The sequence below is a fragment of the Caldimonas mangrovi genome (assembly GCF_023721835.1).
In the GTDB taxonomy this organism is placed as follows: domain Bacteria; phylum Pseudomonadota; class Gammaproteobacteria; order Burkholderiales; family Burkholderiaceae_C; genus Caldimonas; species Caldimonas mangrovi.
Genome location: NZ_JAMKFE010000020.1, coordinates 25,110 through 50,236 on the forward strand (window position 1 = coordinate 25,110; position 25,127 = coordinate 50,236).

Below are 25,127 nucleotides of genomic sequence, written 5' to 3' on the forward strand. Positions count from 1 at the left end.
CGGCGGCCCTGCTTGTGCCGGTGGTCATGTACTACGAGGGCACGTTCCTCCGTGGCTATGTTGACCCTGTGGGCGTCGTCACGGCGTGCACGGGGCACACAGAAACCGCTCAGCTTCGCCCCTACACCAAGGCCGAGTGCGAGCACCTTCTGTACACCGATCTTCTCAAGCACGCCGACGATCTTCGGTGCGTGACGGTCCCACTCAAGGACCACGAGAAAGCGGCGTTCATCAGCTTCTCGTTCAACGTTGGGCGCAAGGCGTTCTGCGGGTCAACACTCGTTCGCAAGGTCAACGCGGGCGGGCTCCCCGGGGCCTGTGCAGAACTGTCCAGATGGACGTATGCGGGCGGGCGTCAGTTGCCCGGCCTGGTTAAGCGTCGCGCGGCGGAGCGTGCTTTGTGTGAGGGCCGTCATGGATAAGCGCTACGCATCACGCAAGTTCGTGCTCTCGGCTGCGGCGCTGCTCGGCGCCATCGGCCTGCGCTGCTTCGACCTTCTCGACGGCGGCCAGACGGTGCAACTGATCACGGCCGCTCTCGGCGCCTACATGCTGGGCAACGTCGGCGACACCTGGGCAGAGCGGAAATGATGAACCTGTACGTCATTGCAGGGGCCGCTGCGCTAGCCGTTGCCTACTCCGGGGCGCTTGTCTATGGCGGCCGGCAGTGGGGCCTCGACTCGTGCGAAGCGGCCAAGGCCCGCGAGGAACGTCTTGTGAAGGAGGCAACTGATGCCGCAAGCAAAGCAGCCGCCGAGGCAATCGCCGGCATCGAGATCAAACACACGACCATCAAGCAGACCTTGGAGAAGGAGGTGCGCGTGGTGCCTGACTACAGCCGCTGTCGCCATTCTCCAAATGGGCTGCGCTCACTTAACGACGCCCTCACGAACGGGGCCAAGCCCCCTGGTGATCGCGTCGTGCCCCGAGCTGACGCCCCTAAGTGATGACACGTTCGGAGCAACAGCCTTGAAGCTCGCGGAAGTCGCCAAGCAGTATTACCAGTGCCGCGAGGCGGCGCTTTCTCAGTAGGAGCCGACATGCGATCCCTCATCACAGCAGTTCTATTGATGGGGGGCGCGGTCAGTGCGCAGGCCCCTCCGCTGGTGTTCATGCCGTTGTGTGAAGACGGCCAGGTGGTCGGGCTGCAGATCGCCGTTGTCGGGGAAATCCCGGTCGGGACGGTTGGTGCCGTGCGGTGGGGTCCGAAGTTTTGCGAGGGAAAGGATGCCTGAGATTCGCCAAGTCAACGCCATCGCCCCGAAAACGGCAGCGCTACTTCATTGGCTTCAGCTCGAAATCCTGCCCGCGGACGAGCCTGCGCCGACATCTCTCGGTTGGTGGTGGGTCGCATCGGAAGGCGGCAACCCGGTGGGCTTTGCCGGGCTGTGGCCGTCGTCAAGGTGGAGCGATGCTGGCTATCTATCCCGCTCTGGCGTCTTGCCTTCGGCTCGGGGCCGTGGGCTTCAGAAGCGCCTGATCCGTGTGAGGGAGAAGAAAGCACGTGAGCTTGGTTGGCGCTGGCTCATCACAGACACCTACCGCAATCCGCCATCGGCGAACAGCCTGATTGCGTGCGGGTTTCGCATGTTCCATCCCTCGAAGCCTTGGGCCGCAGATGGCGCGTGCTACTGGCGCAAACAGATTTCGGAGTAGCGCATGAATACAGCCCCCGCTCAGTATCTGCCGAATACAAGCTTGGAGAAGTAATGGCGACGCCGACCTACTGGTTAGATCCCAAGCTGAAGGAGTACGCCACCGAGCGGCAATCGGAGTTGATCGACGCCGTGAACGAGCACCGCTCCATGCGCGCCGCTGCCAAGGTTCTCGGCATAGATCAGGCGTGCGTTGCAAGGCAGGTCGCATCAGTCAAGCGGAAGGCTGGGCTGTGTGGGTATGCGGCGGTCGAGCAGGTGGAAGACTCGCCGATTACGACTACCAAAACCATCATGGTGCTCCCTGACGCCCAGGCCAAGCCCGGCGTGGACTTCTCCTACCTCCGACGCATCGGCCTGTACATGGTCGAGAAGAAGCCAGACATCGTGGTGTGCATCGGGGACTTTGCCGACATGCCGTCGCTGTCGTCCTATGACAAGGGCAAAAAGGCATTCGAGGGGCGCCGGTACAAACGGGACGTAGAGGCGGCGCAGTTCGCCATGCAAGCGTTCCTCGGGCCGATGTGGGAGCACAACAAGACAGCGAAGGTCAAGTACACCCCCCGGATGGTCCTGACCCTCGGAAACCACGAGGAACGGATCAATCGGGCGATCAACGACGATGCCAAGCTAGACGGCGTGCTGTCCATCAAGGACTTGGCTTACGAGGAATACGGCTGGGAGGTCGTGCCGTTCCTTGAGGTCATCGTGATCGAGGGCATCGCCTTCTCTCACTACTTCACCACCGGGGTAATGGGCCGGCCGGCTGGAACCGCTCAGGCGCAGCTCAGGAAGGCCGGCATGTCCTGCATCGCCGGGCACCAGCAGGGCAAGCAGATTGCCTACTCAACCAGGGCGGACGGATCGACCGTGACCAGCATCATCGCAGGGTCCTGCTACGAGCATTTAGAGGATTTTTTGGGCGCCCAGGGAAACAAGCACTGGCGCGGGTTCCTCATGTGCCACGAGGTCAAGGACGGCGCTTTCGATGAAATGTGGGTCTCGCTGGGCTACATCAACCAGCGCTACTCGGCCGTCAAGGTTGACCCGCCGATCTACTCGATACCCACAGCGGACGAAATCGCGGCCGGCCGGTGCTGACGTTCACATCCATTCGCCGTTCACGAATCCCGAACATCATAAAAACTTGAACAACCCGGCCTGTCTGTTAAAGGTTATTTCTCCTCAGGCACTTCATCGCCGAACTTGTGCGCCACAAACGCACGCATGGCCGCGATCAGGGGTGTCGGGCCTGTTTCGGACCGCGGGCATTCGGGATCGCCATAAGACGCAATCCATGCCATGTCATCGCCGCGAAAGCGCTCCACGGCGTTCAGCTCCCGCTCGATGATCGGGCCGCCGTGCGCCCAACTGCGCGACGGACTGAAGACGCTATACGGGCTTTCTGGATGAGTTCGGCACTCACCATGAACGATTGCGGGGCCGTACCGGAGTCCTGGCAGCACCTCATCGCCGGAAGGCGCCAACGCCTTCGCCACCCAGTAATCCAGCTCCGCGCCGGACAGATCGGCCACCTTCATCACTCCTCCTTTGAGCGCTCAGGCTCGGTCGCGTCGATACGGGATTGATACGATGGCCTGGGATTACCTAGCAAATCCTCCCATTGAACTACGGGGAGAGCGAAAGCGCGCATTGTAGACGGGGGCGCAGCGGCTGCCGGGCCCGCCGGCTCAGTTCCAGCGGAACATCCACACCAGGTCGAGCGCCGAATCCTGCCCGGCCTGAGCGCGCAAGGTGAAGCGCTGCGCAATGCGGTAGATCACCTGCCACGAGCCGGCCGCCGCGCTCAGGCCGCGCTCGTAGCCGACGTAGATGCGGTCGGAGATCTGCTTGCCGATCGTCACCACGGTGTCGGGCACCGCGCCTTCGGTCTGGCGCACCGACAGCTCGTCCAGCGGCAGCATCTCCATGATGTTGCCGCCGCCTTCGCCGCTGCCGTCGCCGGCCAGCAGCGCGAGTGCAGCGCGCTGCAGCAGCAGGGTCTGGTTGCCGGCCAGCGTGTCGTAGCTGCGGCCGGTGATCAGCAGTGCAAGGGTCTCGGTGTCGGGCAGTGGCGGCTCCGAGAACAGCGTGACGCGCGGCGACAGGGCGCTGCCGCTGACGGTGACGCCGACACGGACGTCCATGTTGGGCCGGATCGCGACGATGTCGAGCCGGGGGTTGCTGACCTCGCCGACGAAGGTCAGCACGCCGCGCTCGATCTCGAGCTCCTGGCCGTAGGCCTCGTACTTGCCCCCCTCGGTGCGGATCTCGCCCTGCACCGCCAGGCGGTTGCGAGGCGACGCGAGCCGCAGCTGGCCTTCAAGCCGGGTGTCGATGCCGCGGCCGCGCAACCGGAAGCGTTCGCCCAGGTCGACGAGCAGGTTGAGTTCGAGGGCCCGAGAGGTGTCCGCGGCGGGTGCCGCCGGCTGCATCTCGTTGGTCAGCGGCGCGTCGCCGGCGCGGCGCACCACCACGTCATCGGACAGGCTGGGCGCGTCGGCGCGACTGATGTCGACCAGGCCCTCGTCAGCCCGGAAGCGCCCGTTCACCGCGATGCGCTCGCGCCCCAGCTGCACCGAGGCCTCGCCGCTGACGACCACGCGGCGGTCCACCCTCGACAGCAGCGCAAAACGCTGTGCCTGCAGCTGCAGCTCGGCCCGGGGGTTTTCGCCGAGCTGCGCCGTGCCCTGCAGCCCGGCGGTGCCTTCGCCGCCCGAGAAGCGGAAAGTTTCGATGCGGGCCGTCTCGCCTTCGAAGCTCAGGCGCACCGTGCCGTCGCGCAGATTGACCCCTTCGATGGCGTTGCGCGCGGTGAGCTGCCGGCCTTCGAGCCGGCCGACCAGGTCGGGCGAGCCGAAGTTGCCCGAGATGCCGAGCTGCGCCGTCAGCTGCCCCCCGAGGCGCCAGCCGGCCGGTACCCATACCCCCCATCCGGCCAGGTTCTCGACCCGCACTTCGAGCTGCCCGTCGACCGGCGCCTGCGGTTCGGGCCACAGTGCGGTCGGGCTGGTACGCACGGTCTGCTGCCCGGCGATGCGCCCCAGGTTGCTGCCGGCAATGCGCTGCGTGAAGTTCCAGACGCCACCGGCGGCGTCGAAACGCAGCAGCAGCTCGCTGAGCCCCAGCGACTGCACCACGCCGAACTCGTTGATGCGCAGGTCCCCCCCGGCGCGGGCGATCTCGACCCGGGCGGTGACGGTGGGTTCGGAATGCATCGAGATGCGGGCGCCGATGCGCAGGTCGCCTTCCCAGCCGAAGCCCGGCTGCACGCGGCGCAACAGCGGCGTGACAGCGACCGGCTCGACTTCGGCCTCCAGCGCCAGCTGTTGCTCGCCTTGCGTGCTGCGCCAGCGGGCCTCGCTCCAGCGCAGCACCTCGCCGAGCAGCCGCAGCTGCCCGGGCTCGACCTGCAGGCTCTGCACGCCGGGCTCGTGCGTCCAGGCCAGGCGAAGGTTTTCGGCGACCAGCAGCGGCAGCGGGTCGCGTCCGCGCAGTGCCGCAGGGGCCGCATCGGTGGGGCGCAGGGCCAGCTCCTCGATCACGCCGCGCCAGCCGCTCGGCGCCGCGCCGCCGCGCTGTTCGAAGCCGCCTTGCAGCCGCGCGCGCAAGGTCAGCGGCGCAGGTGCCGGTTGTGCGTTCGCCTGGGCGATGGCCTGCTGTTGCATCGCGGGCCGCAGTTCGGCGTCGAGCTGCACGCGGTGCGCGGTGGTGTTGCCGTCGGCCAGGACGGCCGCAGAGGGCAGGTGCAGGCCGGGCAGGCGCAGTTGCTCGGCTTTCACGTCAGCGGCAATGCGGGCGTCGCCTTCGGTGCTGGCGTCCCAGTGGCCGAGCAGGCGGTCCAGCCCCATGTCGTTGAAGCGCAGGTCGCGCACGTCGGCGCTGCCTTGCGTGCGGAAGGCCGGCAGCGCCGGCCGCACCGCGGTGCTGCCGGCAGGCGGACCGGCCGGTGGCGTGGCCGCCTGCGCGATCCAGCCGCCGAGCGGGCCCTGTGCGCTGGCGTCGAGCTGGGCACTGCCTTGCAGCCGCTCCAACCCCAGACCTTCAACCAGGCCGGCCAGCCGCTGCAATGAGGGGGCATCCAGCGTCAGGTGCAGGTTGTCGTCATCGCTTGCCGCGCGCGCGTCGGCCGGCACCCGCACCAGCGCTTCGAGCGCGGCCGAGTTGCCGGCCGCCTGCAGCTGCCCGCGGCTTTCCAGGCGGCCGGCACCGTCGGCGCTCAGTGTCAGCGACAAATTGGCGGGCTGCCCGGCCAGCACGCTGCCATCGAAGCGTGCGTCGAGCTTGCCGCGCAGTTGCCGCAGCATCTCGGCGGCATGCGGGGCGGCCGCCGGGACCTGGGCCTCGAGGTCGACGGTGCCGTTGAGTGCGTGGCGCTGACGGCGCCACGCACTGTCGGTGGTGCCGGGCAGCCACAGCGCCGGGTTGAAAGCCTGCAGCTGCAGCCCGGCTTGCACGGCCCAGCGCTCGCCGCTGCTGCTGCGTTCGGCACGGCCCTTGGCGGCGAGTCGTGCGTCGCCGGCGCGTGCGTCGAGCGACGCGATGCGGTAGCGCGTCGGCGTGGCGGTGGCCTCCAGCGACAGCTGCACCGGCTGGTTCTGCAAGGCGGCCGGTGCACCGGCCCGCCCGCGTTGGGTCAGGCCGCCTTGCAGCTTGGTGCTCACGCGCAGCTCGCCGAAGGCGGCTTCGGACGCTGTGGCGGGCTTCATGTCGAACTCGACCGGGCCGCTCAAGCGCATCGGCGGCAGGCGCTGGTCGAGCGCCTCGAGCACCAGCGTGTCGAGCGCGGCCTTCAACGTCAGCTCGCCCGCATTCCAGCTGCCTTCGGCCGTGACACGCCCGGCCGGGCTGCCGGCGCCGCCAGCAGCCTGCAACTCGGCGCGCTGCACGGTCCAGCGCTGGCCCTCTCCGCTGGCCCGCACGACGGCCCGGCTGAGCGGCAGTCGCAGCGCATTCCATGCACCCGGGTCGGCATTGGTCACGTCCACGTCCACGCCGAGGGGCTGGCCCGTGTCGCGCAGTGTCAGTACCGCGCTGCCGCTCAGTGATGTCGTCGGAGCCCGGGCGATGAAGGGCGCCAGCAGCCGCGCGAGATCGAGCTGTGCGAAGCGGGCGTCGAGCCGTGACAACGGCAGCGGCTCGAACGGCGTGACCACGGCGCCGGCCTGCAGCGTCTGGTCCTGCATGCGCAGCGACAGTTCGGCTGCCAGCTGTGCGAGCGGGCCGGCGGCCTTCAGTTCGGCTTGCACACTCTCGGCCCACTCGGGGACCAGCCGCTGCGATGCGGCAGCAGCGGCGGGGTCGCTGCGCACGCGCACCCCTGCGTCGACCGACATCGGCGCGTCCGCGCCGATCCGCGCCTGGCCTTCGGCACGCAGCCCGTTCCATGCTGCGGAAAAGGCTTCGACACGGTGGGCGTCGCCCAGGGTCACGCGAGCGCGCAGCCCGGTCACCGGTACGGCCTGGCCGGGCAGCAACAGTTCGTCGACCCGCAGCGCACCGATTTGCACACCGAGCGGCAGCCGCAGCGACGCCGGTGCGCCGGCGGGCTGCTGCTCGCCGCTCGGTGGGCCGGGTTGCACGGAGAGGCGGCCGATGGTCAGCTCGGCGATGCTGAGCTGCAGGTAGGGCGCGGTCCACTGCCATCCGTGAGGGCGCAAGCCGGTCCAACGCAGCCGCGAGATCTCGATGCGGCCGGTGCCGGCCGGCACGGTCAGTTGTGCGGCCTGGAAATCGCCGGCCAAGGTGCCGAGCGGCTCGCGCACCGTGAAGCCGGGCAGGCGAGCGGCGGCCTGCTCGAGCGCCCAGCGCGTGCCGGCCTCGCTGTAGAGCACCCATCGCAGGCCGGCATAGAGGCCCGCGGCGGCAGCGGCGGCGAGCAGCGCCACGACGGCCAGCGCCCACGGCCACCAGCGGCGGGTGCCGCGGGGCCGCACAGCCGGGGGCACGGGTGCATCGGCCATCAGAAGCTGACCCCCACGCTGAGATGCAGGCGGATGCTGCCGGTCGCCTCGCCGTATGCGACGTCGGCCTTCAACGGCCCGATCGGGCTGCGCCAGCGCACGCCCACGCCGTAGCCGTGCACCGGGTCGAAGCTGCGCCAGCTGCTGGCGGCATTGCCGGCGTCGATGAACACCGCGCCATACCAGTCGCGCAGCCGCTCGGTCAACGGCCACATCAGCTCGGCCGACGCCGTGGCGAGCACCGGCCCGCCGACCACCGAGCCGTCGCGCTCGGGGCCGAGGGTGCGATAGCCATAGCCGCGGATGGAGTCGTCGCCACCGGCGCGGAACAACAGCGAGTCCGGCACGCCGAGGCTGTCGCGCTTGAACACCTGGCCGGCTTCGCCGCGCAGTTGCAGCACGCGACGCTGGCCCAGCGGTTGATACCAGGTGGTGCGCAGATAGGCGCGCACGAAGGGGCCGCGGTCGCCGTCGGAATCCACCGAGCCGCCCGCGCCGCCATGCGCGGTGAGGATCATGCCGCGCGTGGGGAACAGCACGTTGTTGACGCCGCGCCGCGTCCACTCGTAGTTGGCCCAGAGCGCGCGGTCGATGCGGCGTGTGGTGTCGGTCTCGACGACGGTGCGGTTGAATTCGCCGTAGTACAGGCGGTCGATGCGCTCGGTGTCCTGAGTGCGGCCGTAGCGCAAGCGCTGGGTGTGCGTCCTGGCACCGCCGGCATCGAGATATTCGGCCGACAGGGTCGCCAGGTTGCGGTAGCCATCGGGCTTCGGGTAGGACAGCAGGTCGAGCGCCGCGACCCGTTCATCCCGGCCGTACAGCAAACGCGTGCTCGCCACCCACTCGTGGCCGAACGGGCGCCGATGCGTGAACTGCAGCCCGGTGCGGGGGCCGGTGTTGGTGCTGAAGCCGACGCTCACGGTCGCCGACTTCAGCTTGGCTTCACGCACCCGTACGACGATCGGCGCCGAATCGGCCCGGGTGACGTCGGGGTCCAGCTCGACCGCGACCCCTTCGTACAGCCCCGACTTCTGCAGGTTCTCCTGGTAGTCGAGCAGCATCTTCTCGGAGAACACCGTGCCGAGCTCGAAGGGCGCGAGGTGGCGCACCGCGTCTTCGGTGGTGTGCTCGATGCCTTCGACGCGGACTTCGCCGATCCTGAACTCGGGCCCGCTGTCGGCGACGACGAAGATGCGCACCTTGTGCGTCGTGGCGTCGACCTGCGCGACGGTACCGGCGTAGGTCGCCGCTGCATAGCCGCGCGAGCGCAGGCTGGCGAGCAGGCCGTTCTTGGCGGCGGCCCAGGCGCTCTGCGTGAAGACGGCGCCCGGCTGCAAGGGCCAGCGGTTGCGCAGGAAGCGCAAGCGTCGCGCGGCACGCGGGTCTCCGCCGTCGATGGTTTCCTGGAAGTCGCCCTGGATCTCGAGAGTCAGCCGGTCCACCGTCGCGCGTGGACCGGGCGTCACTTTCAACGCCACCACCGGCTGCCCGCCGGCCTCGGTCGGCGGCTGGCGTGAAATCTGCACTTCGGCGTCGAAATAGCCTTGCGTTTCCAGCAGGGAGCGCGCCTGCGCGGGGGCCGCACTCATGAGCCGGCCGACCTCGACCTCCGTGATGTCGCGCTCGCGGCGGAAGCGAGACAGGTCGAGGTGCCGGCTCAACAGCTCCCGCAACTCGCGCGGTGCTTCGATGCGCAACCGGTAGGCGGTGCCGCGGCCGTTGGTGTCCTCGGCGGCAGCATTTTCCTCGGCGGTGGGGCGGGTCGCGTCCGGGCTGGCGGGCTCCGAGGTCTGCTCGGACTCGTCGTCCTCGAGGGGTTGCGCCTGTGCCTGCCACGAGGCAACGGCCAGCACGGCGGCCAGCGTCCAGAGCCACAGCCCTGACAGCAGCCGGGTCCACGATGCACTCGCCGTGTGTGTCACTTCGTCAGCAGTCGCATGGCCCCTTCCAGGCCGTTGAGGGTCAACGGGAACATCCGCTGGTTCATGATCTGCTGGATGATCGACACCGACTGCCGATAGCCCCAAACCCCCTGCGGCTCGGGATTGATCCACGCGTACTTCGGGAAAGCGTGCGTGAGCCGTTGCAGCCATTCGGCGCCGGCCTCCTCGTTGTTGTACTCGACGCTGCCGCCGGGCTGCAGGATCTCGTACGGGCTCATCGTCGCGTCGCCGACGAAGATCAGCTTGTAGTCCTTGTTGTACTTGCGGATCACGTCCCAGGTCGGGAACTTCTCGCTGAAGCGGCGGCGGTTGTTCTTCCACATGTAGTCGTAGACACAGTTGTGGAAGTAATAGAACTCGAGGTGTTTGAACTCGGCCTTGGCGGCGCTGAACAGCTCTTCCACCCGGTGGATGTGCTCGTCCATCGTGCCGCCGACGTCCATCAGCAGCAGCACCTTCACGTGGTTGTGCCGCTCCGGCACCATCTTGATGTCGAGCCAGCCGGCGTTGGCGGCGGTCGAGCGTATCGTGTCGTCGAGGTCCAGCTCTTCGACCGAGCCCTCGCGTGCGAAGCGCCGCAGCCGGCGCAGCGCGACCTTGATGTTGCGCGTGCCGAGCTCAAGCGCGTCGTCGTAGTCCTTGTACTGGCGCTGGTCCCAGACCTTGATCGCGCTGCGATTGCGCGAGCGGTCCTGGCCGATGCGGATGCCTTCCGGGTTGTAGCCATAGGCGCCGAACGGCGAGGTGCCGCCGGTGCCGATGAACCGGTTGCCGCCTTCGTGGCGCTCCTTCTGCTGCTCGAACAGCTCGCGCAGCCGTTTCATCAGCTCATCCCAGCCGAGCTTCTCGATCTGAGCCTTCTCCTCCGGCGACAGGTCCAGCTCGAGGCGCTTTTGCAGCCATTCGAGCGGGATGTCTTTGGTGAAGTCGGTCAGCAGCTCGACACCCTTGAAGTAGGCGCCGAAGGCCCGGTCGAACTTGTCGAAGTTGGCCTCGTCCTTCACCAGCGCGGTGCGCGCCAGGTAATAGAACTTGTCCACCGTCGGGCCGCCGTCGTCGCTGATCACGCCGCTCCTGATCGCTTCGAGCAGCGTCAGGTATTCCTTGATCGACACCGGCAGCTTGGCGGTGCGCAGCGTGAAGAAGAAGTCGATCAGCATGGTTGGGCGTCCGGGAAGGAAGCTATTGTGGCCTGCCCGCCGGCGCCATGTGCAACCAGACCCTGCACACACCGCGGCGGTAAAGCTTGCGGCGGGCCCCGCAAAGCCTGCCGGCAGCCGCATGGGCCGGGGCCGGGCGGGCACGGCACGCGGCTTGCCCAAAGCTGCGCAGTCCCACTTCGATGCACATCATGAGCACACAGCGCACCAGCGACAGCGCCCTCGTCGACCGCGAGATGGCGCAACGGGCCATCGAGCTGGCCTTGCCGATCCTCGAAGCCTCGACGCGCGACGAGCGCATCAACCAGGGCGGCTTCATGCACGTCGTCGTGATGGACCCGGCACGAACGCCGATGAATGCGAGCTTCGAGGAGGCCATCCTTCACGAGCAATCGATCGGTGGCCGGCGTGAGGACTGGGACGCCGACTATGCCGGCTTCGCCCGCGCCAAGGCACGCATCAGCTGGCTGCATGGCCGTGACAGCTTCCACGTGCAGACCGCCGAACCCTACCGGCTGCGACCGGGCGACACCACGCTGTGGGGCAGCGTCTGCCTCGACGGCATCGTCGTGGCGGTCAGCGGCGGCGAGGCGGAGTTCGACGAGGCGTTCTCCGGCATGGTGGCGATGCTGCTGCGGGCGCTGGCGAAGCAGTCCTTGCGGCAGCGGCCGCGGGAGCTGTTCTTCTCGTGAGCCGGCCGGGCGGCTCAGCGCCCGAGCCGCGCCTGCAGTTGCTCGCGTACCGCAGGCCATTCGCTGCTCAGCAGGCTGTACATCACCGTGTCTCGCACCGTGCCGTCGCGCCGCAGCGCATGGTGACGCAGCACGCCGTCGCGCCGGGCGCCCAGCCGCTCGATGGCGCTCTGTGACCGGTGGTTCTCGATGTCGGTGCGCCACCCCACCACCCGGCAGCCCAGGCCTTCGAAGGCATGGCGCATCAGCAGCAGCTTGGCTGCCGTGTTGACGTGCGTGCGCTGCCAGCTGGCGGCGTACCAGGTGTAGCCGATCTCGACCCGGTCGACGGCGGCCACGATGTCGTGGTAGCGCGTCGAGCCGATCAGGCGGCCGGTGTTCAGCTCGCGCACCGCGAACGGCAGCATCGTGCCGGCGGCCTGACCCTGCAGGGCGGCCTCGATGTACGACGCGGTGCGGTCGGGCTCGGGCACCGAGGTGATGCGCAGCGTCCACAACTCTCCATCGGCGGCCGCTTCGCGCAGACCCGACTCGTGCTCGGGAGCGAGCGGCTCCAGCCGTACGCCTTGCCCTTCGAGGGTGACGGGCCGCACCTCGATCACCGGTTGTGCCTTTGCATGAACACCAGCTTCTCGAACAGCGTCACGTCCTGCTCGTTCTTCAGCAGCGCGCCGACCAGCGGCGGCACGCCAACCTTGTCGTCCTTGCTCTGCAGCGCCTCGAGCGGGATGTCCTCGGCCACCAGCAGCTTCAGCCAGTCGAGCAGCTCGCTGGTCGAGGGCTTCTTCTTCAGGCCAGGCAGGTTGCGCACGTCGTAGAAGTTCTTCAGTGCGGCGCTCAACAGTTCCTTCTTGAGCCCGGGGAAGTGCACCTGCACGATGTCCTTCATCGTTTCGGCGTCGGGGAAGCGGATGTAGTGGAAGAAGCAGCGCCGCAGGAAGGCGTCCGGCAGCTCCTTCTCGTTGTTCGACGTGATGAACACCAGCGGGCGGTGCTTCGCGGTGACCATCTGCCGCGTCTCGTAGACGTAGAACTCCATGCGATCGAGTTCTCGCAGCAGGTCGTTGGGGAACTCGATGTCGGCCTTGTCGATCTCGTCGATCAGCAGGGCGACCGGCTGCTCGGCCTCGAAGGCCTGCCACAGCACACCCTTGACGATGTAGTTGTGAATGTCCTTCACGCGTTCGTCGCCCAGCTGGCTGTCGCGCAGCCGGCTCACCGCGTCGTATTCGTACAGCCCCTGCTGCGCCTTGGTGGTCGACTTGATATGCCATTGCAGCAGCGGCATGCCCAGCGAGCGAGCCACCTCTTCGGCCAGCATCGTCTTGCCGGTGCCGGGTTCGCCCTTCACCAGCAGCGGGCGTTTCAGCGTGAGGGTCGCGTTCACCGCCAGCATCAGGTCGTCGGTCGCGACGTAGTTCTCGGAGCCTTGGAACTTCATGGAAGGTGAGGTGGGTCAACGGTTGGGAGGTGTCGGGCCAGTATAAGAGCCCGGCCTATAATGCGGGGTTGCTTTGAAATCCAGAACTTCCTTGCGCAACCCCATGAAAAAAGTGCTCTCCACGATGATGGTGCTGGCCGCAACGGCCGGTTTTGTAGGCGCTGCCCAGGCGCAGGACGCGAAGGCCGGTGCCGGCAAGGCAGCGATGTGCATCGGCTGCCACAGCATCCCCGGCTACCAGTCGAGCTTCCCGGAAGTGCACAAGGTGCCGATGATCGCCGGCCAGGGCTCGAAGTACATCGTGGCGGCGCTCAACGCCTACAAGAAGGGCGAGCGCAAGCACCCGACGATGCGCGGCATCGCCGAATCGCTGAGCGAGCAGGACATGGCCGACCTGGCCGCCTATTACGAGGCGCTGCCCCAGGACGTGCAGCCCGCGCCCGAGCAGCCGGCCCGGCAACCGAGCACCGAGGTGGCGGCCCTGCTGCAGAAGGGTGCCTGCGTGTCGTGCCACGGCGCCAACTTCAGCAAGCCGATCGACGGCACCTACCCCAAGATCGCCGGTCAACATTCTGACTACCTCTACGTTGCGCTGAAGTCCTACAAGAGCGACGGCAATCCCCATGTCGGCCGCGCCAACGCCATCATGGCCGGGCAGGTCAAGCAGTTCACCAATGCCGAACTGAAGGCGATGGCCCAGTACATCGGCTCGCTGCCGGGCGAAATGAGGGTCGTCGCGCAGGATCGCTTCCGCTGATCGCGCGCTGTTCGCACCCAGGACGGGGCCGCTGCTTGCAGCGGCCTTTTTGTCGCCTGCGCGAAGATGAAGGTAGCGGACTTCAGCGAAAGCGCGTGTCCGCTGGGTGACACGCGTGCGCCGAAGGGCCGGCCTCGGCCAGGTCCTCGAGGATCGGACAGTCCGGCCGGTCGTCCCCGTGGCAGTGCTCGGCCAGTTGCTCCAGCGTGCGCTTCATGGCTTGCATTTCGTCGATGCGGCGTTGCAGGTCGGCGGCGTGCTGCAACGCGATGCGCTTGACCTCGCCACTGGCCCGGCGGCGGTTGCGCCACAGCTGCAGCAGCGTGCGTATCTCTTCCATCCCGAAGCCCAGGTCGCGCGCACGCCGGATGAAGCGCAGCGTGTGCACCGCACCGTCGTCGTACTGCCGGTAGCCCGAGTCGGTGCGCCGGATGTCTGGCAGCAGCCCGAGCGATTCATAGTGACGGATCATCTTCGCGGAAACCCCCGAGACGTCCGCGGCCTGGCCGATGTTCATGTCTGCTCTCCTTCGCTTGCGGGGTGCCAGCGACGCAGCAGCAGCGCATTGGTCACGACGCTCACGCTGCTGAGCGCCATCGCGGCGCCGGCAATGACGGGGTTCAGCAGTCCGAAGGCTGCCAGCGGAATGCCGACGACGTTGTAGACGAAGGCCCAGAACAGGTTCTGGTGGATCTTGCGCGTGGTGCGGCGCGAGATGTCGATGGCGTCGGCCACCAGCGCGGGATCGCCTCGCATCAGCGTGATGCCTGCGGCGTGCATCGCGACGTCGGTGCCCGAACTCATCGCCATGCCGACGTCTGCCGCGGCCAGCGCCGGCGCGTCGTTGATGCCGTCGCCCACCATCGCGACACGCACACCGCCCTGCTTCAGCCGTGCCACCACGGTCGCCTTGTCGGCGGGCAGTACCTCGGCACGCACGTCATCGATGCCGAGCTGCGCGCCCACGGCCTGCGCACTGCCGCGGTTGTCGCCGCTGATCAGGGCGGTCCGCACGCCATGCGCCATGAGCCGCTCGATGGCGCGTGCGGCGCTCGGCTTGAGCGTGTCACCAAAGGCCAGCAACCCCAGCAGCCGGGGCTCGGGCGTCGTCTGCGCCAGCCAGGAAACCGTGCGGCCTTCGGCCTGCAGGGACTGAGCGAGCTCTGCGAGAGGCGCGTGCGGCATCTTCAACTCGTCCATCCAGCGGCCGCTGCCCAGTCGGAGCTCGCGTTCGCCGACGCGTCCGGCCACGCCGTGGCCGGCAACCGCTCGCACGTCATGCGCCTGCATCGGCTGCACGCCTCGGGCGGCCGCTTCCTGCAGCACCGCGTGGGCCAGCGGATGTTCGCTGCCCGACTGCAGCGCGGCCGCCAGCCGCAGCAACTCGTTGTCGTCGAGGCCGGCATCGGCGGCGGGACGGGCGGCGACCAGCGTCGGCTTGCCTTGTGTCAAGGTGCCGGTCTTGTCGAACGCAACGACCTGCACCGAATGCGCCACTTCCAGCGCCTGCGCATCCTTGATCAGGATGCCGTGGCGGGCTGCGACGCCGGTGCCGACCATGATGGCGGCAGGCGTCGCAAGGCCCAGCGCGCAGGGGCAGGCGATCACCAGCACCGCGACAGCCGGCAGCACGGCACCGGCCCAGTCGCCCGTGTAGAGACCCCAGCCGGCGAAGGTCAGCAGCGCGATCGCGATGACCACCGGGACGAAGACCGCGCTGACACGGTCGACCATGCGCTGGATCGGTGCCTTCTCGGCCTGCGCCGATTCCACCAGCCGCACGATGCGCGACAGCGCCGTCTCGCTGCCAACGGCGGTGGTGCGCATCTGTACCAGGCCTTCGCCATTGATCGCCCCACCGGTCACGCGGTCGCCCGGGTGTTTGGCAACCGGCAGGCTTTCGCCGGTGATCAGCGATTCGTCGAAATGCGTCTGGCCGCCGACCACCTCACCGTCCACCGGCGCCCGCTCGCCGGGGCGCACCACCACGATGTCGCCGACGACCACGTCGTCGAGCGGCACGCTCTGCTCGCTGCCATTGCGCAGCACGCGGGCGGTGTCGGGCCGCAGGGCCTGCAGGGCGCGGATCGCCTCGGTCGTCTGGCGCTTGGCGCGCGCTTCCAGCCACTTGCCGAGCAGCACCAGCGTGATCACGACGGCGGCCGACTCGAAGTACAAGTGCGCCATGCTGCCGTCTGCGTTCAGCAGCAGGTACAGGCTCAAGCCATAGGCGGCCGAGGTGCCCAGCGCGACCAGCAGGTCCATGTTGCCGGTGCCGGCCTTCAGCGCTTTCCAGGCGGCACGGTAGAAGCGCGCGCCGAGCCAGAACTGCACCGGCGTCGCCAGCGCGAGTTGCAGCCAGCCGTCCAGCATCCAGTGCCTGCCGATCAAATCGCCGGCCATCGGCACGGCGAGCGGCAGCGACAGCAGTGCGGCGATCAGCACCGCGCGGCCTTCGGTGAGCCAGCGCCGCGGCGCCGCGGTGGTCCCGTCGGCGTCCTTCGCCCGCGCCTCGTAGCCGGCGTCGCGTACGGCCGCGATCAGTGCGACGTCGGTCACGTCGCGCAGTACGTCGACCATGGCGGTTTCGGTCGCCAGGTTCACCGTGGCCGCGACGACGCCCGGTACACGCAGGAGCGCTTTCTCGACGCGGCCGACGCACGATGCGCAGGTCATGCCGCCGATGGCCAGCGACGCCTGCCGCCGAGGCACCTCGTAACCCGCATCGCGCACCGCCTTCATCAGGTCGGCCAGCGGCACGCCGAGGCTTTGCACGGTGGCGGTCTCGGTCGCGAGGTTGACGGTGGCGTCGTCGACGCCCGGCAGCCGCTTCAGGACGCGCTCGACACGGCTGACGCACGAGGCACAGGTCATGCCCTCGACGGGCACGGAAAGGGGGGCAGTGGTTGAGTTCATGTCGACAGGCTAGACATTGACATCATGTCAAAGTCAAGCACCTGCGACGTGACCGGGGTCAACGCATCGCGCGCCGTCTCACGCAATCGATGTAGGCCTCGCCGTCCGGCGGCAGGCCGCTGCGTTGCGAGGCCCAGATCATCTCGCCCAGGCATTCCATGATCTGGTGGTGCGCCTCGTGCCGAGAGCCGAGCCGGTGCGACAGCAACTCGCAGGCCTGCTTGATGCCCCGGGGCTGGTCGATGCCGATCTGCTCGCTGATCGACAGGTGCATCGCCAGGTGCAGAAAGGGGTTGGAGCGGCCTTCCTCGACCTGGTAGCTGGCGGCCTTCGCGGCCTCGGCGTCGGCCAGTTCGGCGTGGTATTCGGGGTGCTCCGCGATCCAGTCGGCGGCCACCGCCTCGATCGGCGTCAGCGGCTCGCCGGCGCGATGCTTGCGGTGCGCCTCGCAGAAGAAAAGCCGTACGTCGTGTTGGGAGGGGGCGAACATCCGACAATTCTCCCTCTTTCGGATTCCCGGGTAGCCCGCATGAACATCTCCACCGAGCAATTGTTCGACCACGCCCGCACCCACAACGTGTGGCTCGACCGGCCCGTGCCGGACGACCTGCTGCACCGTTTGTACGAGATGATGAAGTTCGGCCCGACTTCGGCCAACTGCAGCCCGGCGCGCATCGTCTTCGTCAGGTCGCCCGAGGCCAAGGCGCGGCTGGTGCCGTGCATGAGCGAAGGCAACCGGGCCAAGACCGCTGCCGCGCCGGTGACCGCGATCATCGGCATGGACTTGAAGTTCTACGAGAAGCTGCCGCAGTTGTTCCCGCACGACCCGGGCGCGCGCTCCTGGTTCGAGGGCAATGACGCGACGATCCAGTCGACCGCGTTTCGCAACTCCAGCCTGCAAGGCGGCTACTTCATCATCGCGGCCCGCGCACTCGGGCTCGACTGCGGCCCGATGAGCGGCTTCGATGCGCCGCGCGTGGACGCCGAGTTCTGGCGCGGCACGTCGGTCAAGACCAATTTCGTCTGCAGCCTCGGCTACGGCGACGCCACCCAGCTGTTCCCGCGCAGTCCGCGCCTGAGCTTCGACGAGGCGTGCCGGCTTGCCTGACGGGTTCACGTCCGCACTGATCGTCGACCCGTGGTTCTATGCCGCGGCGGTGCCGGCCGTGCTGTTGATGGGCCTGTCCAAGAGCGGCTTCGGCGCCGGATTCGGTTCGCTGGCGGTGCCGATCATGGCGCTCGTGATTCCTGTGCCGCAGGCCGCCGCCATCATGCTGCCGCTGCTCGCGGTGATGGACGCGCTGGGCGTCGCGGCCTATGTGAAGCACGTCGACAAGGCACTGATCCGGCTGCTGCTGCCCGCTGGCCTGGTCGGCACGGTGGTGGGTACGGTCCTGTTCGGCGTGCTGTCCCCGCAGGTGGTGGCCGGTGTGGTCGGGGCGCTGACGCTGCTGTTCCTGGCCCAGCGACTGTTCTTTCCGCCGCGTGCCGATGCACCGCCACCGCCCCGCTGGCTGGGCTGGACGCTGGGCGTGGCGTCGGGCTTCACCAGTTTCGTCGCGCATGCCGGCGCCCCGCCGGTGAACGCCTACGTGCTGCCGTTGCGGCTGCCGCCGTTGACGTTCGCCGCGACGATGGCCGTGTTCTTCGCGGTGGTCAATGCGTCGAAGTGGGTGCCGTATGCGTGGCTGGGGTTGATCGACCTGCGCAACATGGCGACCGCGCTGGTGCTGATGCCGTTGGCGCCGCTGGGCGTGTGGGTGGGCGTGAGGCTGGTGCACCGGGTGAGCACGGTCTGGTTCTACCGCTTGGTGTATGCCGGGATGTTGCTCACTGGAGTGAAGCTGCTTTGGGATGCGGTTTGACGGAGGGGGCAGCTTGGCTGACTTGCTGGGTGCGTGCTTTGCTTTGCTTTGCTTTGCTTTGCTGGGCGTGCTTCTTGTGGCGCTGTGCTCCATTGCGCTGCCGCGCCGGGAGCCCGCCCCGGCGGGCGGGTAACTTTCTTCTGTTGGCTCAGAAGAAAGTCACCAAAGAAGAGAGCCTGAATGCAACACCATGCACTCTGACCGTTGTGCTTCTTCCCCTCAGCCCAGCGGGCGGTCGATCCCCGCCCAATGGGCTAGAACCACCTGCTCGTCCAACACTACGGGTTCGCTGCGCGAGACCCTGGAGAAACTCAGGAACAGCCTGGGCTATGCGTAGCGAGCCCGTTCACGCCGGCGCCGTTCGTGTTGCTTGGGTTTTGTCTTCGGTCCCGGTCTTCGGTCCGCTTCGGACCGAAACAACAGGTGTGCGGCCTCTCTAGCCAGCACGGCATACACAGGCCGCCCGCCGGTCCGCCTTTAAGAAGCTCAACGGTCAGAGTGCATGGTGTTCTTCTTCAGGCCCTTTGCTTTGGTGACTTTCATTTGGGCCAGCCAAATGAAAGTTACCCGCCCGCCGGGGCGGACTCCCGGCACGGCAGTGCAATGAGGCACAGCGCCACAAGAAGCACGCCAAGCAAAGCAAAGCTGCATCACTGCCCCCATCCCTCCCGCTTGCGACTCTCCAGGCTTTGCCGCTCCTGCGCAAACAGCTCCTCCAGTTGCTGCCGCCCCTGCTTGGCGATCGCGATCAGCTTTGCCTGATCGCGATAGTGCGGCAACTGCGCCTCCAACTGCTCGACGGTGTGCCGCCGGAACCTCATCGCCAGCTGCCGTGCATGGTGGGGATGCCACCCCATCGCCTCCAGCACCGTGCGAGCACTCGTCAATGCCGAATCGAGCGTCTCGCGTTCGATGTCGGTGACGCCGCGCCGGCGCAGCTCGTACCAGTGCGTCACGTTGCGCGCGCGGGCGACGATGTGCAGGTGGGGAAAGTGCTCGCGTGCCAGGTCGGCGATCTGCAGGCTCTGCTCGATATCGTCGACGGCGATGACCAGCACGCGCGCCTGGTCTGCGCCGGCGATCCGCAGCAGGTCCAGCCGCGTGGCGTCGCCGTAGTGCACGCGCCAGCCGAAGCGGCGGATGGCCTCGACCTGGTCGGGATCGTGGTCGAGCACCGTCGCGCGGACACCATTCGCATAGAGCAGGCGGCCGATCACCTGGCCGTAGCGGCCGAAGCCGGCGATCAGCACCGGTGCTTCTTGCGGTTCGGTCAATTCGGCCACGGGCGGGGCGTCGTGCCCGGTGAGCCGGGGTGACAGCAGCTTGTCGACGACCACCAGCAGCAAGGGGGTCAGCAGCATCGACAAGGCGATGACCGCGACCAGGATGGAGGCGGTGGACGCGTCGAGCACGCCGCTCAGTGCACCGGCTTGCAGCACGACGAAACCGAACTCGCCGCCCTGGGCCAGCAGCAGCATGAAGACGGCCCGTTCCGGACGCGGGATCGGCATGCCGCGTGCGATGCCCCACATCACCAGCAGCTTGAGCGACAGGAAGCACACCAGCACCAACGCGATCACGCCGGCGTTGGCCAGCACCACCGAAAAGTCGATCGACATGCCGACGGCCATGAAAAACAGACCCATCAACAAGCCCTTGAACGGCTCGATATCGGTTTGCAGTTGGCGCCGATATTCGCTGTCGGCCAGCAGCACGCCGGCCAGGAAGGCGCCCAGCGCCATCGACATGCCGACGGCCTGCATCAGCGCGGCGATGGCGACGACCAGCAGCAGCGATGCGGCAGTGAAGATCTCGCGCGAGTCGCTCTTGGCGATCCAGTGCAACAGCGGCCGCAGCAGCAGGCGCCCGCCCAGCACGACGGCCGCCACCATCGCCACGGCCTTCAGTGCCGCGCCGGTGCCACCGGTGTCGCCGGCATGCGCGGCCGAGCCGAGCAGCGGCAGCAGGGCGAGAAAGGGGATGGAGGCGACGTCCTGGAACAACGAGATCGACAACACCGAACGGCCGGCCTCCCGCTGCAGCAGGTGGCGCTCGCCGAGCACGCCCAGCGCGATCGCGGTGGAAGACATGCTGAGCCCGAAGCCCGCGACCACGCTGACCTGCCACGACCACCCCGCGGCGTGCCCGAGCAGGGCGATCAGCAAGGTGCTCGTGAGCACCTGCACGCCGCCCCAGCCGAAGATGGGCTTGCGCAACGCCCAGAGACGGGACGGCTCGAGGTCCATGCCGACCAGGAACAGCATCAGCACCACGCCGAACTCCGAGAAGCTCAGGATCTGCTGTGCCTCGCTCAGGAGGCTCAGGCCCCAGGGCCCGATCGCCATGCCGGCCACGAGATAGCCGAGGATGGCGCCCAGGCCGAGGGCCTTGGCCAGCGGGACCGCGATCACTGCGGCGGCCAGATAGACGAGGGAATTGGTCAGCCAGGTGGAAGCTTCCATGCGCTGCTTTCTGCGGAAGTCGGGGCTTATGCTGCGGTGGGGCGGGCCGAGGGAGGCACGTCGCAGCTCGGGCAATCGGCCATCTGATCGATCTCGGGCCAGCGCGGGTAGCTGCGCAGCCGTTCGGTGAACAGCTGCACGTGCTGCTGCAGCACCGGCTCGGCCACGGTGTGCGCGCCGTGCAGCAGCAGCGGCGGCAGGAAGCGCAGCCCGCACAGCGCGGCGGTCTGCTCATAGGGCGGCAGGAAGGCGTCGAAGAAATAGCGGTTGTAGCTGGCCGGGTGGTATGACGATTCCGGCCCGCCGGTGGAGGCGACCAGCCACACGTCCTTGCCGTGCAAGGCGTCACCCGCACGGCCGTAGGCCCAGCCGTAGGTCAGCACCTCGTCGAGCCAGAGCTTCATCAGCGCGGGCATGCTGTACCACTGGATGGGGTGCATCCAGACGATCAGATCGGCCTCGCGCAATGCCTGCTGCTCGGCCCGCACGTCGATCAGGTAGTCGGGATACAGCGCATACAGGTCGCGCACCGCGACCTCGCCGCCCAGGCTGCGTGCGGCTTGCAGCAGCGACGTGTTGACGTGAGACAGGTGCAGTTGCGGGTGCGCAGCGAGAACCAGGAGACGGGGCATGTCGGACTTCGGAGGTGTCGCGCAGGCGACGGGCGGTCTACGCACCGTCGTGGTTTGTCTTGAGACCGCTCACGCCGGGCGCCGCTAACATTACCCGATTCCATAGACGGGCGGAGGATGCGATGCCGGTGATCGTGGTGGCCAATCCGAAGGGCGGTGTGGGCAAGTCGACGCTGTCGACCAACCTCGCTGGCTATCTCGCGTTGCAAGGGCACAAGGTGATGCTCGGCGACATCGACCGGCAGCAGTCCTCGCGCACCTGGCTGTCGCTGCGCCCGCAGGCGGCGCGCCCCATTGCCAGCTGGGACGCCACGCACGACGACGTCGTCAAGCCGCCGAAGGGCACCACGCACGTGGTGCTCGACACGCCCGCCGGCCTGCACGGCAAGCGCTTCGACGAGCTGATGAAGCTGGCCGACAAGATCGTGGTGCCGCTGCAGCCGAGCATCTTCGACATCTATGCCACCCGCACCTTCCTCGACCAAGTGCACGCGCATCGCAAGTCCGACAAGGTGCAGGTCGGCGTGGTCGGCATGCGCGTGAAGGACGGCACCATCGCGGCCGACCAGCTCAAGGCCTTCGTCGCCACGCTCGAAGTGCCGGTGATCGGCTACGTGCGCGACACGCAGAACTACATCCAGCTCGCCGCCCGCGGCCTGACGCTGTGGGACGTGGCCCCGAGCCGCGTCGAGCGCGACCTGGAACAATGGCAGCCGATCGTCCGCTGGGTCGACCACGGATGAGCGAGTCGTCTTTCCCCAAGGACCTCATGAAAACCTTCGAACACCTGCAAGACCTCGCGCCGCTGGTCGGCGAATCGCTCGGCGCCAGCGACTGGATCGCCGTCGACCAGGAACGCATCGACCGCTTCGCTGAAGCGACCGGCGATCACCAGTGGATCCATGTCGACCCTGAGCGCGCCCAGGCCGGGCCGTTCGGCACGACCGTTGCCCACGGGTTCCTGACGCTCAGCCTGCTGCCGGCGTTCTTTGCGACCGGCTTCGAGGTGAAGCACTCGCGCATGGGCATCAACTACGGCTTGAACAAGGTGCGTTTCCCGGCACCGGTGCCGGTGGGCAGCCGGCTGCGGGCGCATTTCAAGCTGCTGGGCTTCGAGCCGGTCGACAACAACGGCGTGCAGTTGACGATCGAGGTGAGCATCGAGCGCGAAGGGTCGGCCAAGCCCGTGTGCGTAGCGGAGTCCGTCTCCCGCCGCTACCCCTGAAAGGGTCGACAGGGGGTGAATCCCTCTTAATGGGGGACCCGATCGACCGGTTGCCGGGTTAGCATCCTTGCCGTCGTATGGCGACTGATGATGTTGACAGGCTGTTGGAGGAGCGCATGAAGGTACTGCTGGTCGATGACCATCCGCTGATTCTTTCCGCCCTCCAGAGCGTCATCCAGGGACTGGGCGACGACGTGCGGGTCGTCGGTGCCTCCAGCGGGCGCGCCGCGCGCGAGACGCTGCAACAGGACCCCGACTACGACCTGGTGCTGCTCGATCTGCACCTGGGCGATGCCAACGGCTTCGACCTGCTGGCCGAGATGCGCCAGACCTACCCGGCGCTGCCGGTGGTCGTCATCTCCGCTTCCGATCGCACCAGCGACGTGATCCGCGCGATCGACATGGGCGCCATGGGCTTTGTGCCGAAGCGGGCCTCGAACGAAACCCTGTTCGAGGCGCTGCGCATGGTGATGTCGGGCGGCGTCTACGTGCCGCCGATGAGCATGGGCATCGACAGCGGCGGCAGCGTGCCGGTCGAGCCACCGGCACCGCCGGGGTTCGCGCCGTCGGTCGGCGGGGTGGCGGCCCAGTCGGGCTACCAGACCCAGCCTTCGCTGGCGTCGCTGGGCCTGACACCGCGGCAGACCGACGTGCTGGCGCTGCTGCTGCAGGGCAAGCCCAACAAGCTGATCGCCCGCGAGCTGAACCTGTCGGTTGAAACCGTCAAGGACCACGTCGCGGCGGTGTTGCGCGCGCTCGGCGTCAACTCGCGCACGCAGGCGGTGCTGGCGGTGAGCCAGATGACACAGCAACACGGAGCTTTCTCGACCTGGCGCCCCACACAGCGCTGAGCCGCAACCGTCATCCCGCGGGGCTTGCATGCGCGTCGCCATCATTGCGGTCTTCACCGACTACCACCGCCGCGGCGCGCATCATCGCGGTGGCCTGCAGCCGCAGATCGGGCCGCTGGTGGCCGCGCTGCTGCCGGACTGGTGCGACGTCGAGATCGTCAACGACACCTGGGAAGATCCGGATTGGTCGCGCAGCTACGACCTGGTCTTTCTGTCGTGCGTCCATGCCGACTTCGACCGGGCGCGCCAGATCAGCCACTACTTCCGCCGCCGTGGCGCGCGGACCGTGCTCGGCGGCGGCATGGCCAGCAACTACCCGCACCTGTGCCGCCCCTACTTCGACGCTGTGGTGGTGGGCGACCCGGAGGACACCGTGCCCCGCATCGCGGCCGATGCCCGCGCCGGACGCCTGCAGCCGCTCTACCGGTCGGGCGGCTACGAGGCCGACAGCGTGCCGGTGCCTGCGATCGAGGGCGTCGCACACAAGCAGATTTTTCCCCTGTCGGTCGAGGCGACGCGCGGCTGCCCTTACGCGTGCGATTTCTGTGCGCTGACGGCATTGGGCACCCGTCACGAAGTGCGTCCAGTCAAGAACGTGGTGCGCGACATCCTCGCCGGCCAGGCCACGCTGCGACAACTCGGCGTGGCGAGCTGGAAACGGCGCCTGATCGTCTTCTACGACAACAACCTGGCCGGCAACCTGAAGTGGTTCCGGGAGCTGTGCCTGGCGCTCAAGCCGCTGGACGTGCGCTGGGGTGCCTGCCTGACCTTCAACGTCATCGCCAACCGGGACCTGCTCAAGCTGATGTACGACTGCGGCTGCCGCTCGGTCTTCGTCGGGCTGGAAACCTTCAATCCGGTCACGCTGAAAGACATCGACAAGCCGCAGAACAACATCGGCAAGATGGCCCAGGCGATCGCGCAGGCTCGCGACGAAGGAATACTGGTCATTGGCGGGCTGATCGTCAGTCCATTGCACGACGACGCCGCGTATATTCGCGCGTTGCCCGAGCACCTGGACCGGTGCGGCCTGCACGTCCCGAGCTTCGTGTCGTTCGAGACGCCGATCCCCGGGACGCCGTTCTTCACCCGCATGGCGGCCAGCGAGCAGCCCATGTTCCTGCCACATGCGAACCTGTACGACTTCAGTGCCTACACGCTCGTGCTGCAGCCTCAGAAGAATCCTCTGCATGAATTCCTCGGCGCCTATCGCGAGACGATGCGACGCATCTATTCGCCGGTGAATCGCCTCGCGAAACTGGCCGACGACCTGCCCCGCCTGTTGCGCAGAGGGTCCTGGACGGCCGCTGCGCTGGACGTAGGCGACATGCACGCCACCCGGTTCGATCCCGTGCCCGGGCGAACCTTCATGGCGGGGACGGATGCCCTGCCGCCGGAAGTGATCCCCTTCGCGGACGACGATTTCGATTCGGAGTCCCACCGTCTCGATATCTGCAGCCCGACGCTCGTCTCTGACGGCGAGGGGCGCGCGCTGCCGCACTGGCGCAGCTCGCAACAGGTCTTCAACCTCGAGAGCCCCACCCGAAGAAAGATGGCCGCCTGAC

The 25,127-nt window shown here is 67.7% G+C and carries 25 protein-coding genes; 14 read left to right on the plus strand and 11 right to left on the minus strand.

Annotation, left to right across the window (positions count from 1 at the left end):
* Positions 1 to 26: 26 nt before the first annotated feature.
* The 6 genes from M8A51_RS23590 to M8A51_RS23610 all read left to right on the plus strand — a co-directional run bounded on the left by M8A51_RS23590 (position 27) and on the right by M8A51_RS23610 (position 2,756).
* On the plus strand, positions 27 to 422 hold the full coding sequence (locus M8A51_RS23590) for a lysozyme (RefSeq protein WP_368408592.1): 396 nt from the start codon (positions 27 to 29) through the stop codon (positions 420 to 422).
* Positions 415 to 591 (plus strand): hypothetical protein, encoded by a 177-nt coding sequence (locus tag M8A51_RS23595; RefSeq protein ID WP_251781013.1) that lies wholly within the window; start codon positions 415 to 417, stop codon positions 589 to 591. Before M8A51_RS23590 ends, M8A51_RS23595 begins: the two co-directional genes overlap by 8 nt.
* Positions 591 to 947: a hypothetical protein gene (locus M8A51_RS23600; protein WP_251781014.1), complete on the plus strand. Its 357-nt coding sequence runs from the start codon at positions 591 to 593 to the stop codon at positions 945 to 947. The genes M8A51_RS23595 and M8A51_RS23600 overlap by 1 nt, the downstream gene beginning before the upstream one ends.
* 93 nt (positions 948 to 1,040) lie before the next feature.
* Entirely contained in the window at positions 1,041 to 1,235 is a 195-nt protein-coding gene (locus tag M8A51_RS23605; RefSeq protein WP_251781016.1) for a hypothetical protein, read from the plus strand.
* Entirely contained in the window at positions 1,228 to 1,656 is a 429-nt protein-coding gene (locus tag M8A51_RS26635; RefSeq protein WP_368408593.1) for a GNAT family N-acetyltransferase, read from the plus strand. Before M8A51_RS23605 ends, M8A51_RS26635 begins: the two co-directional genes overlap by 8 nt.
* 53 nt (positions 1,657 to 1,709) lie before the next feature.
* Positions 1,710 to 2,756: a helix-turn-helix domain-containing protein gene (locus tag M8A51_RS23610; RefSeq protein ID WP_251781017.1), complete on the plus strand. Its 1,047-nt coding sequence runs from the start codon at positions 1,710 to 1,712 to the stop codon at positions 2,754 to 2,756.
* 74 nt (positions 2,757 to 2,830) lie between these two features.
* Here the strand turns inward: M8A51_RS23610 and M8A51_RS23615 are convergent, their stop codons facing one another.
* The 4 genes from M8A51_RS23615 to M8A51_RS23630 form a co-directional block, all read right to left on the minus strand.
* On the minus strand, positions 2,831 to 3,196 hold the full coding sequence (locus tag M8A51_RS23615; protein WP_251781019.1) for a phage protein NinX family protein: 366 nt from the start codon (positions 3,194 to 3,196) through the stop codon (positions 2,831 to 2,833).
* 150 nt (positions 3,197 to 3,346) lie between these two features.
* Positions 3,347 to 7,618, minus strand: a complete 4,272-nt coding sequence (locus M8A51_RS23620; RefSeq protein WP_251781020.1) for a translocation/assembly module TamB domain-containing protein — start codon at positions 7,616 to 7,618, stop codon at positions 3,347 to 3,349.
* Positions 7,618 to 9,540, minus strand: a complete 1,923-nt coding sequence (locus tag M8A51_RS23625) for an autotransporter assembly complex protein TamA (protein ID WP_251781021.1) — start codon at positions 9,538 to 9,540, stop codon at positions 7,618 to 7,620. Before M8A51_RS23625 ends, M8A51_RS23620 begins: the two co-directional genes overlap by 1 nt.
* On the minus strand, positions 9,537 to 10,721 hold the full coding sequence (locus tag M8A51_RS23630) for a vWA domain-containing protein (protein WP_251781022.1): 1,185 nt from the start codon (positions 10,719 to 10,721) through the stop codon (positions 9,537 to 9,539). The genes M8A51_RS23625 and M8A51_RS23630 overlap by 4 nt, the downstream gene beginning before the upstream one ends.
* A 191-nt stretch (positions 10,722 to 10,912) precedes the next feature.
* On the opposite strand from M8A51_RS23630, the gene M8A51_RS23635 reads away from it, so the two are divergent.
* Entirely contained in the window at positions 10,913 to 11,413 is a 501-nt protein-coding gene (locus tag M8A51_RS23635; RefSeq protein ID WP_251781023.1) for a hypothetical protein, read from the plus strand.
* Between the two features lie 14 nt (positions 11,414 to 11,427).
* Here the strand turns inward: M8A51_RS23635 and M8A51_RS23640 are convergent, their stop codons facing one another.
* A complete protein-coding gene (locus M8A51_RS23640) occupies positions 11,428 to 12,015 on the minus strand; it encodes a GNAT family N-acetyltransferase (RefSeq protein WP_251781025.1) in 588 nt (195 codons plus the stop codon).
* Positions 12,012 to 12,854 carry an AAA family ATPase gene (locus M8A51_RS23645; RefSeq protein ID WP_251781026.1) on the minus strand — a complete coding sequence of 281 codons (843 nt, stop codon included), beginning with the start codon at positions 12,852 to 12,854 and terminating at the stop codon, positions 12,012 to 12,014. Before M8A51_RS23645 ends, M8A51_RS23640 begins: the two co-directional genes overlap by 4 nt.
* 103 nt (positions 12,855 to 12,957) lie before the next feature.
* Here M8A51_RS23645 and M8A51_RS23650 point away from each other — a divergent pair, with 103 nt between their 5' ends.
* Positions 12,958 to 13,611 carry a c-type cytochrome gene (locus tag M8A51_RS23650; protein ID WP_251781027.1) on the plus strand — a complete coding sequence of 218 codons (654 nt, stop codon included), beginning with the start codon at positions 12,958 to 12,960 and terminating at the stop codon, positions 13,609 to 13,611.
* Between the two features lie 82 nt (positions 13,612 to 13,693).
* Here M8A51_RS23650 and cueR read toward each other — a convergent pair whose 3' ends face one another.
* From cueR to M8A51_RS23665, 3 genes are read right to left on the minus strand one after another with little or no spacing between them, the layout of a single operon-like run.
* Positions 13,694 to 14,128 carry a Cu(I)-responsive transcriptional regulator gene (gene cueR, locus M8A51_RS23655; protein ID WP_251781028.1) on the minus strand — a complete coding sequence of 145 codons (435 nt, stop codon included), beginning with the start codon at positions 14,126 to 14,128 and terminating at the stop codon, positions 13,694 to 13,696.
* Entirely contained in the window at positions 14,125 to 16,527 is a 2,403-nt protein-coding gene (locus M8A51_RS23660; RefSeq protein WP_251781029.1) for a heavy metal translocating P-type ATPase, read from the minus strand. Before M8A51_RS23660 ends, cueR begins: the two co-directional genes overlap by 4 nt.
* 58 nt (positions 16,528 to 16,585) lie before the next feature.
* The gene (locus M8A51_RS23665; protein ID WP_251781030.1) at positions 16,586 to 17,017 is read right to left on the minus strand and encodes a DUF1841 family protein; all 432 of its coding nucleotides are present in this window, start codon (positions 17,015 to 17,017) and stop codon (positions 16,586 to 16,588) included.
* A gap of 39 nt (positions 17,018 to 17,056) precedes the next feature.
* On the opposite strand from M8A51_RS23665, the gene M8A51_RS23670 reads away from it, so the two are divergent.
* A complete protein-coding gene (locus M8A51_RS23670) occupies positions 17,057 to 17,635 on the plus strand; it encodes a malonic semialdehyde reductase (RefSeq protein ID WP_251781031.1) in 579 nt (192 codons plus the stop codon).
* Positions 17,628 to 18,392 (plus strand): sulfite exporter TauE/SafE family protein, encoded by a 765-nt coding sequence (locus M8A51_RS23675; protein WP_251781032.1) that lies wholly within the window; start codon positions 17,628 to 17,630, stop codon positions 18,390 to 18,392. The genes M8A51_RS23670 and M8A51_RS23675 overlap by 8 nt, the downstream gene beginning before the upstream one ends.
* Positions 18,393 to 19,042: 650 nt before the next feature.
* On the opposite strand, the gene kefC is transcribed toward M8A51_RS23675, so the two are convergent.
* On the minus strand, positions 19,043 to 20,854 hold the full coding sequence (gene kefC / locus M8A51_RS23680) for a glutathione-regulated potassium-efflux system protein KefC (RefSeq protein WP_251781033.1): 1,812 nt from the start codon (positions 20,852 to 20,854) through the stop codon (positions 19,043 to 19,045).
* Positions 20,855 to 20,880: 26 nt separating this feature from the next.
* On the minus strand, positions 20,881 to 21,486 hold the full coding sequence (kefF, locus tag M8A51_RS23685) for a glutathione-regulated potassium-efflux system oxidoreductase KefF (RefSeq protein WP_251781034.1): 606 nt from the start codon (positions 21,484 to 21,486) through the stop codon (positions 20,881 to 20,883).
* A gap of 122 nt (positions 21,487 to 21,608) precedes the next feature.
* Between kefF and M8A51_RS23690 the strand changes: the two genes are divergently transcribed.
* From M8A51_RS23690 to M8A51_RS23705, 4 genes are all read left to right on the plus strand, one after another.
* A complete protein-coding gene (locus M8A51_RS23690) occupies positions 21,609 to 22,229 on the plus strand; it encodes a ParA family protein (protein ID WP_251781035.1) in 621 nt (206 codons plus the stop codon).
* A gap of 26 nt (positions 22,230 to 22,255) precedes the next feature.
* Positions 22,256 to 22,711 (plus strand): MaoC family dehydratase, encoded by a 456-nt coding sequence (locus M8A51_RS23695; RefSeq protein ID WP_251781037.1) that lies wholly within the window; start codon positions 22,256 to 22,258, stop codon positions 22,709 to 22,711.
* Between the two features lie 116 nt (positions 22,712 to 22,827).
* Positions 22,828 to 23,562: a response regulator gene (locus M8A51_RS23700; RefSeq protein WP_251781038.1), complete on the plus strand. Its 735-nt coding sequence runs from the start codon at positions 22,828 to 22,830 to the stop codon at positions 23,560 to 23,562.
* 28 nt (positions 23,563 to 23,590) lie between these two features.
* Positions 23,591 to 25,126 (plus strand): B12-binding domain-containing radical SAM protein, encoded by a 1,536-nt coding sequence (locus M8A51_RS23705; RefSeq protein ID WP_251781039.1) that lies wholly within the window; start codon positions 23,591 to 23,593, stop codon positions 25,124 to 25,126.
* Position 25,127: the final 1 nt, after the last annotated feature.

What these genes read in the sequence shown, in the direction of transcription:
- M8A51_RS23595 (WP_251781013.1), top strand. Translation starts at nt 415, where the DNA reads ATGGATAAGCGCTACGCATCACGCAAGTTCGTGCTCTCGGCTGCGGCG.
- M8A51_RS23635 (WP_251781023.1), top strand. Translation starts at nt 10,913, where the DNA reads ATGAGCACACAGCGCACCAGCGACAGCGCCCTCGTCGACCGCGAGATG.
- M8A51_RS23700 (WP_251781038.1), top strand. Translation starts at nt 22,828, where the DNA reads ATGAAGGTACTGCTGGTCGATGACCATCCGCTGATTCTTTCCGCCCTC.
- M8A51_RS23620 (WP_251781020.1), bottom strand. Translation starts at nt 7,618, where the DNA reads ATGGCCGATGCACCCGTGCCCCCGGCTGTGCGGCCCCGCGGCACCCGC.
- M8A51_RS23615 (WP_251781019.1), bottom strand. Translation starts at nt 3,196, where the DNA reads ATGAAGGTGGCCGATCTGTCCGGCGCGGAGCTGGATTACTGGGTGGCG.
- kefF (WP_251781034.1), bottom strand. Translation starts at nt 21,486, where the DNA reads ATGCCCCGTCTCCTGGTTCTCGCTGCGCACCCGCAACTGCACCTGTCT.
- M8A51_RS23665 (WP_251781030.1), bottom strand. Translation starts at nt 17,017, where the DNA reads ATGTTCGCCCCCTCCCAACACGACGTACGGCTTTTCTTCTGCGAGGCG.
- M8A51_RS23690 (WP_251781035.1), top strand. Translation starts at nt 21,609, where the DNA reads ATGCCGGTGATCGTGGTGGCCAATCCGAAGGGCGGTGTGGGCAAGTCG.
- M8A51_RS23605 (WP_251781016.1), top strand. Translation starts at nt 1,041, where the DNA reads ATGCGATCCCTCATCACAGCAGTTCTATTGATGGGGGGCGCGGTCAGT.
- kefC (WP_251781033.1), bottom strand. Translation starts at nt 20,854, where the DNA reads ATGGAAGCTTCCACCTGGCTGACCAATTCCCTCGTCTATCTGGCCGCC.
- M8A51_RS23600 (WP_251781014.1), top strand. Translation starts at nt 591, where the DNA reads ATGAACCTGTACGTCATTGCAGGGGCCGCTGCGCTAGCCGTTGCCTAC.
- M8A51_RS23695 (WP_251781037.1), top strand. Translation starts at nt 22,256, where the DNA reads ATGAAAACCTTCGAACACCTGCAAGACCTCGCGCCGCTGGTCGGCGAA.
- M8A51_RS23705 (WP_251781039.1), top strand. Translation starts at nt 23,591, where the DNA reads ATGCGCGTCGCCATCATTGCGGTCTTCACCGACTACCACCGCCGCGGC.
- M8A51_RS23650 (WP_251781027.1), top strand. Translation starts at nt 12,958, where the DNA reads ATGAAAAAAGTGCTCTCCACGATGATGGTGCTGGCCGCAACGGCCGGT.
- M8A51_RS23630 (WP_251781022.1), bottom strand. Translation starts at nt 10,721, where the DNA reads ATGCTGATCGACTTCTTCTTCACGCTGCGCACCGCCAAGCTGCCGGTG.
- M8A51_RS23590 (WP_368408592.1), top strand. Translation starts at nt 27, where the DNA reads ATGTACTACGAGGGCACGTTCCTCCGTGGCTATGTTGACCCTGTGGGC.
- M8A51_RS23660 (WP_251781029.1), bottom strand. Translation starts at nt 16,527, where the DNA reads ATGAACTCAACCACTGCCCCCCTTTCCGTGCCCGTCGAGGGCATGACC.
- M8A51_RS23610 (WP_251781017.1), top strand. Translation starts at nt 1,710, where the DNA reads ATGGCGACGCCGACCTACTGGTTAGATCCCAAGCTGAAGGAGTACGCC.
- M8A51_RS23645 (WP_251781026.1), bottom strand. Translation starts at nt 12,854, where the DNA reads ATGAAGTTCCAAGGCTCCGAGAACTACGTCGCGACCGACGACCTGATG.
- M8A51_RS23670 (WP_251781031.1), top strand. Translation starts at nt 17,057, where the DNA reads ATGAACATCTCCACCGAGCAATTGTTCGACCACGCCCGCACCCACAAC.
- M8A51_RS26635 (WP_368408593.1), top strand. Translation starts at nt 1,228, where the DNA reads ATGCCTGAGATTCGCCAAGTCAACGCCATCGCCCCGAAAACGGCAGCG.
- cueR (WP_251781028.1), bottom strand. Translation starts at nt 14,128, where the DNA reads ATGAACATCGGCCAGGCCGCGGACGTCTCGGGGGTTTCCGCGAAGATG.